Origin of the sequence: Saccharothrix syringae (assembly GCF_009498035.1) — a bacterium.
GTDB classification, from domain to species: Bacteria; Actinomycetota; Actinomycetes; order Mycobacteriales; family Pseudonocardiaceae; genus Actinosynnema; species Actinosynnema syringae.
Genome location: NZ_CP034550.1, coordinates 3,188,626 through 3,201,392 on the forward strand (window position 1 = coordinate 3,188,626; position 12,767 = coordinate 3,201,392).

At 68.8% G+C, this 12,767-nt stretch carries 14 protein-coding genes, 4 tRNA genes and 1 pseudogene; 7 read left to right on the forward strand and 12 right to left on the reverse strand.

Going from position 1 to position 12,767, the window contains the following annotated elements; translation table 11 throughout:
• Positions 1–12 precede the first annotated feature (12 nt).
• From EKG83_RS14585 to EKG83_RS49395, 3 genes are all read right to left on the reverse strand, one after another.
• Entirely contained in the window at positions 13–177 is a 165-nt protein-coding gene (locus tag EKG83_RS14585) for a hypothetical protein (protein ID WP_153278094.1), read from the reverse strand.
• Positions 178–396: 219 nt separating this feature from the next.
• Positions 397–972: a cation diffusion facilitator family transporter gene (locus EKG83_RS49390; protein WP_322746667.1), complete on the reverse strand. Its 576-nt coding sequence runs from the start codon at positions 970–972 to the stop codon at positions 397–399.
• Between the two features lie 42 nt (positions 973–1,014).
• A complete protein-coding gene (locus EKG83_RS49395) occupies positions 1,015–1,314 on the reverse strand; it encodes a cation diffusion facilitator family transporter (protein WP_322746668.1) in 300 nt (99 codons plus the stop codon).
• Between the two features lie 131 nt (positions 1,315–1,445).
• Here EKG83_RS49395 and EKG83_RS14600 point away from each other — a divergent pair, with 131 nt between their 5' ends.
• Complete coding sequence (locus tag EKG83_RS14600; RefSeq protein ID WP_153278096.1) at positions 1,446–2,363, forward strand: hypothetical protein; 918 nt, start codon at positions 1,446–1,448, stop codon at positions 2,361–2,363.
• 404 nt (positions 2,364–2,767) lie between these two features.
• Here the strand turns inward: EKG83_RS14600 and EKG83_RS14605 are convergent, their stop codons facing one another.
• Together EKG83_RS14605 and EKG83_RS49570 are read right to left on the reverse strand one after the other, a co-directional pair.
• On the reverse strand, positions 2,768–4,249 hold the full coding sequence (locus EKG83_RS14605) for a chromate transporter (RefSeq protein WP_228122869.1): 1,482 nt from the start codon (positions 4,247–4,249) through the stop codon (positions 2,768–2,770).
• Positions 4,250–4,304: 55 nt separating this feature from the next.
• Positions 4,305–4,409, reverse strand: a pseudogene (locus tag EKG83_RS49570) (hypothetical protein); the annotation flags it as partial.
• 406 nt (positions 4,410–4,815) lie between these two features.
• Here EKG83_RS49570 and EKG83_RS49575 point away from each other — a divergent pair.
• Complete coding sequence (locus EKG83_RS49575) at positions 4,816–5,175, forward strand: helix-turn-helix domain-containing protein (protein ID WP_153278097.1); 360 nt, start codon at positions 4,816–4,818, stop codon at positions 5,173–5,175.
• Between the two features lie 91 nt (positions 5,176–5,266).
• Positions 5,267–6,370, forward strand: a complete 1,104-nt coding sequence (locus EKG83_RS14615) for a site-specific integrase (protein ID WP_033435349.1) — start codon at positions 5,267–5,269, stop codon at positions 6,368–6,370.
• A gap of 116 nt (positions 6,371–6,486) precedes the next feature.
• Here the strand turns inward: EKG83_RS14615 and EKG83_RS14620 are convergent.
• The 4 genes from EKG83_RS14620 to EKG83_RS14635 all read right to left on the reverse strand — a co-directional run bounded on the left by EKG83_RS14620 (position 6,487) and on the right by EKG83_RS14635 (position 8,484).
• Positions 6,487–6,558 (reverse strand) — tRNA-Val (locus EKG83_RS14620).
• A gap of 51 nt (positions 6,559–6,609) precedes the next feature.
• Complete coding sequence (locus tag EKG83_RS14625; protein WP_051766947.1) at positions 6,610–7,038, reverse strand: TIGR02611 family protein; 429 nt, start codon at positions 7,036–7,038, stop codon at positions 6,610–6,612.
• A 25-nt stretch (positions 7,039–7,063) separates the two neighbouring features.
• A complete protein-coding gene (locus EKG83_RS14630; RefSeq protein WP_051766946.1) occupies positions 7,064–7,840 on the reverse strand; it encodes an anti-sigma factor in 777 nt (258 codons plus the stop codon).
• Entirely contained in the window at positions 7,837–8,484 is a 648-nt protein-coding gene (locus tag EKG83_RS14635) for an RNA polymerase sigma factor (RefSeq protein ID WP_033435347.1), read from the reverse strand. Before EKG83_RS14635 ends, EKG83_RS14630 begins: the two co-directional genes overlap by 4 nt.
• A 245-nt stretch (positions 8,485–8,729) precedes the next feature.
• Between EKG83_RS14635 and EKG83_RS14640 the strand changes: the two genes are divergently transcribed.
• The 4 genes from EKG83_RS14640 to EKG83_RS14655 all read left to right on the forward strand — a co-directional run bounded on the left by EKG83_RS14640 (position 8,730) and on the right by EKG83_RS14655 (position 9,580).
• Positions 8,730–9,155, forward strand: coding sequence for an SsgA family sporulation/cell division regulator (locus EKG83_RS14640; protein WP_033435346.1), 426 nt, complete (start codon positions 8,730–8,732; stop codon positions 9,153–9,155).
• A 145-nt stretch (positions 9,156–9,300) separates the two neighbouring features.
• Positions 9,301–9,373, forward strand: a tRNA-Gly gene (locus EKG83_RS14645).
• Between the two features lie 59 nt (positions 9,374–9,432).
• Positions 9,433–9,504: transfer RNA gene (locus EKG83_RS14650), tRNA-Cys, on the forward strand.
• 1 nt (position 9,505) lies between these two features.
• A tRNA-Val gene (locus EKG83_RS14655) sits at positions 9,506–9,580 on the forward strand.
• A 14-nt stretch (positions 9,581–9,594) separates the two neighbouring features.
• Here EKG83_RS14655 and EKG83_RS47720 read toward each other — a convergent pair.
• The 3 genes from EKG83_RS47720 to EKG83_RS14665 form a co-directional block, all read right to left on the reverse strand.
• Positions 9,595–10,317, reverse strand: a complete 723-nt coding sequence (locus EKG83_RS47720) for a site-specific integrase (RefSeq protein WP_063741536.1) — start codon at positions 10,315–10,317, stop codon at positions 9,595–9,597.
• Between the two features lie 21 nt (positions 10,318–10,338).
• The gene (locus EKG83_RS47725; RefSeq protein ID WP_211269297.1) at positions 10,339–10,818 is read right to left on the reverse strand and encodes an N-terminal phage integrase SAM-like domain-containing protein; all 480 of its coding nucleotides are present in this window, start codon (positions 10,816–10,818) and stop codon (positions 10,339–10,341) included.
• A 143-nt stretch (positions 10,819–10,961) separates the two neighbouring features.
• The gene (locus tag EKG83_RS14665; RefSeq protein WP_228122619.1) at positions 10,962–12,281 is read right to left on the reverse strand and encodes an integrase core domain-containing protein; all 1,320 of its coding nucleotides are present in this window, start codon (positions 12,279–12,281) and stop codon (positions 10,962–10,964) included.
• Positions 12,282–12,767 lie beyond the last annotated feature (486 nt).

The following is a 12,767-nucleotide window of genomic DNA, read 5'->3' on the forward strand; positions in this document are numbered from 1 at the left end:
TTGGTCGGCTGCTCAGCGTCGTCGGTCGCGCCAGGCACGCGTCGCCACCGCGATGGGGAAGGCGGCGGTGACGAGGGCGCCGAGCACGATCAGGGTCACCGAGGAGGCGGTCACCCCGGCGATGAGCGCCAGCAGGCCCAGCACGTAGGTGGCGAGCAGGGCCAAGGCGAGCAGCACCGGGCGCGGGATGCGGAGCCACGAGCGCGCGCGGCCGAGTCGGGCGACGAAGCGGGATCGTCGTGGGCCAGCTGCCGCTCGATCCGTGCCAGTTCGCGTTCTTCGTGATCGCGCAGTCCCATCCCGAGCACCTCCGCGTCAGGTTCGGGTGGAGCTCTCGTCCCCGGTATTGCCCTCGGGACGACTGGTGCACCAATAGGGCGATCCCGCCGTGCCCGGTCACCCCGCGGGACGGCGCAGGTCCTGTTCGAGGTAGATGAGGTGGGCGATGGGGACGGCGGCGCGGACGCGCCGCTCGGCGGCGTCGATGGTCCGGGCGACGTCGGCGGCGCTGTCGGTGGCGCCAACGGCGATCTTGGCCGCAACGAGCAGTTCCTCGGGGCCCAGGTGCAAGGTGCGCAGGTGGATGACCGAGTCGACGCCCTCACCGGTCAGCGCCGCGATGATCGCGGCCTGCTGGTCGCGGCCGGCGCTCTCGCCGATGAGCAGGGACTTCGTCTCCACGGCCAGGACTGCGGCGATGACGACCAGAGCAGGCCGATCATGGCGGTGCTGGCGGCGTCCCAGCGGCCCTGCCCGGTGATCTGGGGTCATCACGACGCCCACCAGGGCGAAACTCAGCCCGAGCAGCGCGCCCAGATCCTCCAGCAGGATGACCGGCAGTTCGGGGGCCTTGGCGGTGCGGACGAACTTCGCCCACGAGCGGCTGCCGCGGATGCGGTTGGACTCGGCGACGGCGGTGCGCAGCGCGTAGCCCTCCATGGTCGTGGCCACGAGCAGGACCGCGATCGGCACCCACTGCCAGGAGGCGATCGGGTGCGGGTCGTGCCACTTGTGCTACGCCTCGTAGAGGGCGAACAGACCGCCGACGCTGAACAGCACGATGGACACGATGAAGGCGTGGACGTAGCGCTCGCGACCGTAGCCGAACTGGTGCTCCGGCGTGGGCGCCCGCTTCGCCCGCTTGCCGCCCAGCAGCAACAGGGCCTGGTTGCTGGTGTCGGCCAGGGAGTGGACCGATTCCGCCAGCATCGACGACGAGGCGGTGAGCAGGAACGCGACGAACTTCGTCGCCGTGATGCCGAGGTTGGCGAACATCGCGGTGACGACAGCCCTGGTGCTTCCTTCGGTGGCCACGCCGGGACTTTAACCGCCGAGGTCGGGACGTGTTGACGGGCCGTACCGAGGTGGTGACTGAGAGCAACGCGGATCACCCCGTCGGGTGAGCAGCACGGCCTCGGACGGGTTCAAGGGAGTAGGTTCCGCAGATGACCAGGTCTGCGCGCAAGCCCCGGACCGGGATCGACCGGCCTCGTGAGGCGGCCGGGGACGAAGTCGCGGTGGTCGTCGACTCACCGGAACGGCTGTGGAGCAGGAGTCGTTCCGGTCCCCGGGCGGTGCGGGGGTTCCACTTCCAGGATCTGGTCGGGGCGTGGCTGTGCGGTCGGGTGTTGACCGGGCAGTTGGCGGTGGACCGGATCGTGCCCGAGGAGTTCGAGGACCTCTCCTGCGAGGGCGCGCGGAAGTGGCAGGTGAAGTCCCGGCAGGAGAAGGTCGGCGACTTCACGGTCGCGAAGGTGGCCTCGTTCCTGCTGCACATGTTCCGGGCGCACGCGGCGCGGCGGGACGTGGCCGCCGAGGAGCACCGCCTGGCGCTCGTGCTGGAACGGCCGGTCGACGGCCACCGGTCCGCGGACTGGGGTATGACGTTGGGGGAGTGGCCCGACACCGACCCGTTGCGCCGGTCCCTGCTGGCCGAGCTGCACGTCCTCAAGGTGTCCGAGGCCGACATCGGGTCGATCTGCGACATCGTCTGCTTCTACGTGTTGCCGTGGCGGCAGGCGGCGGACGAGGTGCGCCGTGCTGTTGCCGACCGCTACCGGCTGCCGACGGCTGCGGCCGAATCGGTGGTGCTGGCGTTGCGCGATGTGATCGCCGGGTGCGTCGACACCAACGCCGCAGTCGACTGGTCGGACCGCGTCGGCGTGGACCGCACCGGAATCGAGTCGGTCGTCACCGATGCGGTTGCGCTGATCGATCTCGACGCGCTGGAGCAGGCGTTGACGTCGGGCGCCTGCGAGCCGGTCGACTTCGCCACTCCCTGTCCGGTCCGGGCTTCTACGAGGGGCTGGACGTGCAGCCCGGGCACATCGTCGCGGGCCTGCCCGCGCCCCGTCCCCTGCTGACAGGCGATGTGGTGGACGCGATCGACCGAGGCGAGGCCGTGTTGGTTACCGGGCCGTCTGGGGTGGGCAAGTCCACGGTGATGTGGGCGGCGGCGTACGCGACCCGACATGCCGTGTGGTACCGCGTCCGGCGCCTCGGTGAGGCCGATGTGGAGGCGTTGGCCAGGCTGATCCTGGCAGCCCGGCCGTCGACCAGGACGCCGGTGGGGCTGGTCGTGGATGCCGTGGGGCAAGGGGCGGCGCAGGCGTGGGATTCGCTGCAACGCCGGTTGGCGGGCAAGCCGGGGACGGTGTTGCTCGGGTCGGTGCGCAGTGAAGACCTCGTGTCGCTGGAGACGTTGCCCGGTTGCACCGCCGTGGCCGTCTCCCTGGACGAAGAGGTCGCCGCGGAGATCCACAAAGGACTATTGGACGCCGGTAAGACCACCGCGGTGCACTGGCGCGACGCCTACGAGCACGCGCACTGCCTCACGCTGGAGTTCACGCACCTGCTCACCCGCGGGCGCAGGCTGACCGACGTGGTGGCCGAGCAGGTCCGCGCCCGTGCTCGCCACGGTCGAGAGACCGAGCTGCGCGTCCTGGCCTTGGCCTCCACTGCGCACCGTTGGGGGGCCACGCCGGAGCTGCGCGACGTGCAGCGTGCGTTGGAGCTCGCCGACGGCGACTACCGGATAGCGTTGACGCGACTGACCGACGAACACCTCCTGCGCACCACCGCCGGGCGCCTGGACGGCCTGCACCAACTGCGTTCCCGGGAGCGGTCGCAGGCGGTGCACGATCAGCCGCCGCCCGCGCTCGCGGAAACCGTCGGCGCGGTCCTTCCCCTGCTGGCGACATCGGACGTCCTGCCGTTCGTCACGGGCGCGGCGACGGCGGTGCCGGAACTCGACGTAGAGGGCCAGGTTGGCGATCACGCCGACGACGGCGGCGGTGATGCCGGTCAGGGTGGTGGAGACGGCCAGGTTGTGCCGCAGGCGCTCGATGTAGGAGGCGCCGAGCAGGATGAACAGGAAGCAGGGCACGAAGGTCACCCAGGTGGTCAGCAGTGCCCCGAGTACGCCGGCGCCCCATGGGTCGAGGGTGCCGGGGTGGTGGTAGGCGCCCAGGAACGCGACGAACTGCACCACCATGATCAGCGGTCCGGGGGTGGACTCGGCCAGCGCGAGGCCGCGCACCATGTCCCGGGCGGAGAGCCAGCCGTAGACCTCGACCGCGCGTTGGGCGACGTAGGCGAGCACGGCGTAGGCGCCGCCGAAGGTGACCACGGCGGTGCCGGAGAAGAACAGGCCCTGCTGGGTGAGCGTGCTGCCCGCACCGGTGGACAACGCCACCACGACCACCGGGGCGGCCCGGACGAGCAGGCCGACGCCGAGCACGGCCAGGGCGCGTCGTGCGGAGGGCTGCTCATGGTGCAGGGTGTCGTCGGGGATCAGCGGTGCCCGCTCGTCGGTGCCGGCCCTGCCGTGGCCGCCACCGGAGCCGGTGGTGGCCGGGGCGAAGCGCCCCAGCGCCCACCCGATCAGGGCCGCGGCGGCGATGACGACGGGGAAGGGGATCGCGAACAGCGCCAGGGCGGCGAACGCGGCGGCGGCGATTGCGACGAGCGCGGGGTGGTGCAGGGCCCGCTTGCCGACCCGGACCACGGCCTGGGCGACGATGGCGACCACCGCCGGCGCGAGTCCGGCGAAGACCGCGAGCACGGCGGTGGTGTCGCCGAAGGCCACGTAGATCGCCGAGAGCGCGAGCAGCGCCAGCATGCCGGGCAGCACGAACAGGCTGCCCGCGATCAGCCCGCCGCGCCGGCCGTTGAGCAGCCAGCCGACGTAGATGGCCAGTTGCTGGGCCTCCGGGCCGGGTAGCAGCATGCAGTAGTTCAGGGCGTGCAGGAACCCGCTGCTGGCCGATCCAGCGCTTCTCCTCGACCAGGGTGCGCTGCATGACCGCGATCTGGCCGACCGGGCCGCCGAAGGTCTGCAACGAGATCAGGAACCACGTCCAGGTCGCGGTGCGCAACGGGATGACGTCCCGGTTCCTAATATCCGGCATCGACGAACCTCCCCGACCGATGAACACGGCACGACGTGGTGAACGTAACCGTGGTTTCAACGAAAGGGGAGGGCTTCCACATCCTGGACCGGTCGCGACGGCCGGAGAGGCGTCATCGAGGTGTGCCGGCAGTCCGGCGCGCCGGAGGTTCCAGACTTGTGGTGACGAGACTTCGGTGGAATTCGTTCGAGATGAAACAAATGTCGGCTTAAATGTTGACGGACGACTGATGCGCGACTTCGACGCCCGCTCCGTTCGTCAGTCGCCGCATTCACGGTGCAGTGACCCTGGATCGGTAAAGCTCAACGATCTTGCGGTCGTCTGTCCCCGGAGGGGCCTTTTCTCGGAGTTCAGAAGTGTAGACGGTGTCGCGCACCGGCGACGCCCGCCACCGGTGGAGGCGCGGATGCACCACGATCCCAACCCGCAGCGGAACGACCTGAACCTGCGACGGAAGACCGAGCTCACCGGCAGGATCGACGACTCGGCGGTGGTGTTGCCCGATGGCGCTGGCTCCGTCGAGGAGCAGGAGGATGATGTTGATCGTCTGCTCCACACCCCTGCTCAGGCGGCGCGGATCCTGGCCGTCCGGGAGTCGTGGTTGCGCCGAATGGCCAGCCGGCAGAACATCCCGTGCACTTTCGTCGGGAAGCATCTGCGCTTTTCGGGGGCCGACCTCCGTGCGATTGTGCAACGTGGCAGCCGTCCCGCACGGCAGCCTTCGGGGCATGCGCACGTGCGCTCGTTCAGGCGCCAGTGCCGCTGAACACATATCCGTTGCGCTCCTGCGGACATGGAGCGTCAATGTGTCCGTTCGCCCGCTTAGGGGCCGACATTCGAGAAAAGGAGCGGTTGCCATGGCATGGGTCGAGAAACGCGGGGACGGTTTCCGGGTGCGGTACCGGCTGCCGGACGGGTCGCTGTTCACCGAGACGGGCTTCGCCACGCGCGAGCAGGCGGTCAACCGGGCCGCGGACGTGGAGTCGGACAAGCGCCGGGGGCAGTTCGTCGACCCCCGGCTGGCGCAGACCACGCTGGGGGAGTGGGTGCGCCAGTGGCTCGACGCGCACCACGTCAGCAGCGTCACCTGGAACACCTACAACTCACACCTGCGCAACCACATCCTGCCGCGCTTCGCGGAAACCGAGCTGGGCGACCTGTCCAGAATGGTGATCAAGACCTGGGCGAAGACGCTGCGCCGGTCACTGGGTGAGCGCAGCGTGGCCGATGTGGTCGGGTTGCTGTCGATGATCCTGGGCGAGGCGGTCGACGAGGGTCTGATCGGGGCGAACCCGTGCCGGAAGCTCAGGCTCAACACCGGTGATCAACCCGAGCGGCCGCACGCCGACGCCGACGAAGTGGCCGCGCTGGCCGGCCGCGTCGCGGCCGACAACGCCGTCCTGATCGTCACAGCGGCGTACACGGGCCTGCGCTGGGGTGAACTGGCCGGGCTGCAGTGGGAACGGGTCGACACGGACAAGGGGGAGATCCGCGTCGACGCCAAGGACGGGGCCCTGCACGAGAACCGCGGCCGGCTGGAACTCGGGCCGCCCAAGACACCGGCCAGCGTCCGCACGGTGCACCTGCCCAAGTTCCTCGTCGAACTACTTACCGAGCTGCGCCGCCGCAAGCCGGGCGCCCGGTTCGTCTTCACCGGGATCGACGGCGGCCTGCACCGCCGCTCCAACTTCCGCCGCCGCGTCTGGGTACCGGCGCTGACAGGTGACGAGCAGCTGGATTGGCCGCCGATCAAGCCGGACATGCACTTCCATGACCTACGTCACACGCACAAGACGTGGTTGATCGAGGACGGCGTGCCCGAGGTGTTGCAGCACAAGCGCATCGGCCACAAGTTCCGCGGCGTCATGGGCGTCTACTCCCATGTCACGCAGCCGATGATCGACATCATGCTGTCCCGGCTCCAGGAGCGTTGGGAGCAGAACGGCCATGAGATCTGGTGACCTCTTCGGAGTCACGAAGGAGGTCAAGATCTTTTGCTCCCCAGTTGCTCCCCGGAACGGAAAACGGCCCGCAGACGATGATCGTCTACGAGCCGCTGACCTGGTAAAACATCCTGTGGGCGATACTGGGATCGAACCAGTGACCTCTTCGGTGTGAACGAAGCGCTCTCCCGCTGAGCTAATCGCCCGTATTCGGTTTTCCGTCCCCCGCTCTCGCGGTGTGGTCATACCCTACAACATCATCCGCGAGAACCAAAAATCGGGCTCCCCAACCAGGCCCAGTCGAGCCCGAACCAGCCGCCGACCAGCGAGAACGCGCCGAGCAGCCAGCAGGTCACCGCGACCACCAGGCCGGTGGCGACGAGCACCAGCGCCTTCACCGCGACGTGCTGCCGCTTCAGCCACGCCACCCACGCGTCGTAGTAGCGCTTGGCGAACCGCAGCAGCCGGCCGGCCCAGGCGAACTCGGTCGCCAGGATCGCCAGCCCCGCGAACACCACCAGCCACCCCGGACCGGGGTAGGGGATCATCACCACGCCCGCGACGAGCACCAGCCCGCCGACGACGCCGACCCCGACGCGGTAGGTCAGGTTCAGCGCGGGGTTGCGGCGGAACCGGTGCCGGAACCCGGTCGCCTCGACCTCGTCTTCGCGCTGCTGAGTGCTCATGCGCACATCATGAACCATCGCGCTCTCACGCGGAGGCGACTTGGCCGGCTGCGAGCACGTCGCTCGGCTTGGCGGGCATCGTGCGGCCGGGTTCGACGGACAGGGCGAACAGCGTGTGCTTGTGCGCGTCGGCCGTCCACCCCTCCAACGGCACGACCACGCCGTTGCCGGTCACGTCGAACGCGGCCAGCGGCACCGGTTCCGGCGTGCTGGCGCCCCACACCACGTAGGTCTGGCCGGCCCGGTCGTTGTTCTGCAGGTGCGTGGGCACCACCGTCGCGCCGTCCCGGGCCGACAGCAGCACGGCCACCGCCTCGCCGGAGGGGGTGCGCAGCACCACCCGGTCCGTCGCCGGGTCGACCGCCCGCCCCAGCGCGCCCTCCAGCCGGTTCGCCCGCTCGGTCTGGGCCGCGACCTCGTCACCGAGCCGGTTCAGCCGCACACCCACCGCGCCGACCGCCACCAACCCCACGACCACGGCCGCCGCCACGAGCGCGCGTCGCCACCGGCGGTCGGCGCGTCGTGGCGCCAGCGGCACCACCTCGGCGACCCTCTCCTGCGGCACGTCCTCGATGGCGGCCATCAACCGGGCCCGCAGCCGCGGCGGCGGGTCGTACTGGGGCACGGTGGCGCCCACGGCCGCGGTCACCTCTTCGGTCGCCCGAACCATCTCGCGGCACCGCTCGCACCCGGGCAGGTGGTCGCGCAGCCGCGCCTCCTCGTCCGGTTCGAGCGCGTGCACCGCGAACCCGACCGCGAGCTCTTCGTGGGGGCACCGGTCGTCCCTCCGTTCCCCGGTCACCGCTGTGCTCCCGTCGTCCGACCAGGCGCCTCGCCGCCGGTCTCCCCAACCCATGCCGACCGCAGCGCCGTGCGCAGCCTGCGGATCGCGGCGAACGTGCGCGACTTGACCGTGCCCAGGGGGATGCCGGTCAGCGCCGCGACCTCGGCCTGCGTGTAGCCGCCGAGGTAGGCCAGGGCGATCACCTGGCGCTGGTCCTCGGGCAGCCCGCGCAGCGCGGCGCGCACCTCCGCGCCCACCACCCCGGTCAACGCCTCCTCGTCCGCGCCCGAGGCGGGCGGCACGTCCCGCTCGGAGAACTCGTCGGTCAGCGGCACGTTCCTCTTGCGCTGCGTGTTCTCCCGCCGCACCGCGTCGACCGCGCGGTGGTGCACCACGGTCATCAGCCAGGTGCCGAAGGAGCCGCGCGCCCGGTCGTAGCCGCGGGGGTTGCGCCAGAGGGAGAGGAATGCCTCCTGGACCACGTCCTCGGCCAGGTCGGCGTCCACGCAGACACGCCGGGCCAGCGAGTACGCCGGTCGCGCGTACCGGTCGTAGAGTTCACCGAACGCGACCCGGTCGCCGGTCGAGACCCGTTCGACGAGGTCGCCGTCGGACGGCCGGTCGGGGGCGCCGGGTGGTGCCGGTGCGGGTGAGTCAGCCACCAGAGAGGTCCTCACGTCCAACATTCGCGCAACAGCCGGTACCGGGTTCAGGTTAAACCCAGCAAGATGTGGAGCGGACCCATCGACCCGGACACGCAGCGCAACAACTTGGTCGCCCACAGGAGCGAAAAGGCCCCGATCGGGTGATAAACCGGCTAGAGTCGAGCGTTCCTCGCCACATAGCCGTCACAACGGGACACCTCGGTCGTTCCATTGAACCGGGAAGGGAGAAGAGGTTAACGACGATGCGCAATGACCACGTGACACTCCGCTCAACAGCGGTCTTCGACCTGCTGGCACCGCGGACTCCGGCCGTTCCGGTCCAGGTGGAGCTTCGGTACGACACGAAAGACCCCTACGCGGTGGTGGCCGCGTTCCGCACCGGCCGCGCCGGCTGGGTCGAGTGGGTCTTCGCCCGCGACCTCCTCGCCGACGGCCTGATCGCCGACGCGGGCGACGGGGACGTCAGGATCCGCCCGGCCGCCGACGACCCCGAGGTCGTCGTGATCGAACTCAGCTCGCCCTCCGGCCACGCCATGTTCGAGGCGTCCGCCCAGGAGCTCGCCGACTTCCTCGACCGCACCTACGACGTGGTCGTGCCCGGCAACGAGCACCTGTGGGTCGACGTCGACGAGGCCCTGACCCACCTGATCTCCACCGACCTGACGTAAAAGTGCAGGTAGAAGCCCTGCGGAGGGTCAAGGGGACCCCCGATTTGATTCCGCGGCGGGGCATGTAATAAAGTTCCTCTCGCACCGGGGAAGACAGGAACGACAAGCCCCAAAAGGGAAAAGTTCCCTGAAATCCACGGAGCATGCGGATGTAGCGCAGTTGGTAGCGCATCACCTTGCCAAGGTGAGGGTCGCGAGTTCGAGTCTCGTCATCCGCTCGGCAGAGGCCCCTTGGGCTCAGGCCCAGGCTCCTGAGTGCTAGCCTTCAGGGGATCTTGGCGGAGTGGCCGAGTGGCTTAGGCAAGGGCCTGCAAAGCCCTGTACACGGGTTCGATTCCCGTCTCCGCCTCGGACGATTAGCTCAGCGGGAGAGCACTACCTTGACACGGTAGGGGTCACTGGTTCAATCCCAGTATCGTCCACCAGGAATACATGCAGGTCAGACGGCCCGCCGGTGATCTTCACCAGCGGGCCGTTCCGCTGTCGTGGGAGCAAATTGGGAGCAAACGATCTTGGTGTGATCAACACCACCGTATGTGGTCACCCCCTGCTCCGGGGTGGAGGTAACCACTGATTGCTCCCACCGGCGCTGGAGACCGTCCAGCATGGCATCGACCATGATGTGGGTCACATGGGAGTAGGTTCCCCGGATGCCCGGCATCCGGTGGCCCAGTCGCTTGTGCTGGAGAACCTCCGGAACGCCGTCTTCGATGAGCCAAGTTTTGTGAGTGTGACGTAGGTCATGGAAGTGCAGGCCCGGTAGGACCGGTGCCCAGCCACGGCGCGGGTCGCCGCCGACGGCGGGCAGCCAGACGCGGCGTCGGAAGTTGGTGCGGCGCAGCAGGCCGCCCTCAACACCGGTGAAGACGTGTTCGTGGAAGTGGTCGTTCTGGTCCGACCGGTGGGTGGTGAGGAGTTCGGTTAGGAACGGCGGCAGGTGGACGGTGCGGGCGCTGGCCTTGGTCTTGGGCGGGCCGAGCCGTAGGTGACCGCCGATCTCGTGCAAGGCCCCGTCGCCGGGGGCGATGGTGATGACGCCGCGGGTCAGGTCGACGCGGTTCCAGCGCAGCCCGGCCAGCTCGCCCCAACGCAGGCCGGTGTATGCCGCTGTGACGACCAACACGGCCATGGCGGGGTGGCAGCGCTGGACGATGGTGCGCACCTGCCACGGTGAAGCGTGAGGTTACTCCTCGTGGTCGCCGGTGTCCAGGCGTAGTCGTCGGCAGGGATTGGCGCCGATCAGGCCCTCGTCCACGGCGTCGCCGAGCAGCATCGACAACAACGTCACCACGTCGCCCACGGTCCGCTCGGCCAGCGACCGCCGCAGGGTCTTGACCCAGCCCTTGACGGTCATGCGGCTGATCTCCTTGAGCGGGGTGTCGCCGAACTTCGGGAGCACGTGGTTGCGCAGGTGCGAGTCGTACTTCGCGCGCGTGGTCGGGCTCACGTCGTGGGCTTCGTTCCAGGTCTCCACCCACTCCCGCAGCGCGATCCCGCCCAACGACGGGGCGACGAAAGTCCCGCGCCGTAGATCGGACTCGACGTCGCGGGCCCGGTCGTCGGCGGCGGTGCGGTCGGTGAAGCCGGTCTCGGAGGCCAATGCCCCGTCGGGTGTGCGGTAGCGGACGCGCCATCCGGGGCCGTGCTTTTCCACCCATGCCATGTCGAACTCCTCTGCCGGTCATCGTTGCTGTGTTTACTGCTTGGGACAGTGGATATGGACGCTCCACACAGGACGGATGTCAACCCGTATGTGGTCAGCCCCGGCGAGAGCTATCCGGAGACGACCGGCTCCCGCTGGGTACTTCAGGCGCCCGGTGTGTTCTCGGGCTTGGTCGGCCGGTCATCGAGCCGGGCGATGGCGCGGTGTGCGAACGGCACGGGCGCCTTGGGCGGCGATGACGCGCAGATCGGCTGCGGAGAACCGCAGGTGCTTGCCCAGGAACGTGCACGGCACCTGCCGCCTGCCCGCCCTGCGGCGCAGCCACGACTCCCGCACCGCCAACAGCTCCGCCGCCTGCGCCGGGGTGTACAACTGCAACTCCGACTCCACGTCACCTGTCGCGGTGACCGAGGGCTGAGGATGCCGCGGAGTCGTTGTCGTCGATGGATGTCGAGTCGGGTGACAGCTGCCCGGTCGGTGGCTGGCGGTGGCAGCGGTTGTAGTGGTCGGGCGTTGTCGATGCCTTGGTGGGGTCGGTGGGCGTTGTAGAACTGCTCGTACTCGCGCAGGGCGTACAGCAGGTGCTGTTGGTTCCAGATGAGGGTGCGGTCGAGTAGTTCGCGGCGGCACGCCTGGATCCAGCGTTCCATGATCGCGTTCATGCGCGGTATCTGGACGCCGCTGAGGACGACCTGGATGCCGATATCGGCGAGGATGTCGTCGAATAGGGTGGGGAACTTGCCGTCGCGGTCGCGGATCAGGAACCGCATGTGTCGGCCCTCGCCTTCGAGATCCATAGCGAGGTTCCTGGCGGCTTGAGTGACCCAGGCTGCGGTGGGGTGTGCGGTGGCGCCGAGGACGCGGATCCGGCGGTTGACGTGCTCGATGACCGCGAGCACGTAGAGGCGGGTGCCGTTTAGGGTGGTGGTCTCGAAGAAGTCGCAGGCCAGGAGTGTGTCGGCCTGGGAGCGGAGGAAGGCCGGCCATGTTGTCGTGGTGCGTTCGGGTGCCGGGTCGACCCCGGCTTCTTTGAGGATCTGCCAGACGGTGGATGCGGCGACCTTGACGCCGAGTACGAGCAGTTCGCCGTGGATGCGACGGTAGCCCCAGATGGGGTTCTCCCGTGCCAGGCGCAGCACCAGGAGGCGGATCGAGCGGATGGTCCGTGGTCGGCCGGGCCGCTTGGGGCGGGATCTGGCTGCGTGGCGGCGGGCGAGAAGGTCTCGGTGCCAGCGCAGCACCGTGTCCGGACGTACCGGCAGTCGGAGTCGACGAAGCGCTAGCATCGGGAGTCGGTGCAGCAGGGCGGCGAGGAATGCCCGGTCGGCGGGGGAGGACCGTGGACGGGCGTCTCCGAGTTGGCGTTGCAGGACCATGATCTGGTGGCGCAGCGCCAGGATTTCCGTGTCCTTGTCCCGGTCGCTCATGGGCAGCAGGCGCAGCGACACGAAGGCGTTGGTCACGCCGAGGTAGGCCAGTCGGAGCAGCGCAGCCGGTCATCATGCCGTGTTGGTCGATGCCGCAGCGGACGGGAGTCATGCCCAGTGAGCGCTTCGAGGACCGGGGCTTCATGGGCCCTCTGCCTGCGTGGATGAGGTTATCGGCAGGCACAGGGTTGCGCAGCGCGTACGCCGATGCCGTGGGCCCAGGAAAGTGTGGTCATGCCATCTGTGAGCGACGCGACGGGTATGGCAGTACCGCCGAAGTATTCAATCCCGGTGAAGTCTGATCATGTGACGAGCGCACATGTGTTCGACGGCTGTTGCGGTCGACATCGGCCTGCGGTGGGAGGAAGATGGGAGGCGATTAGGAGGATTCAAGGAGGATGAACTGGAGTGGACTGCGATGAAGTGCGTTCAACTGCATCGTCACCACCTGCCGATTTAGTGTTTCCGCAGCTCAGAGCATTATTTGGGCAATTCTGGGGGTTGAGTCTGCAACATATCGGT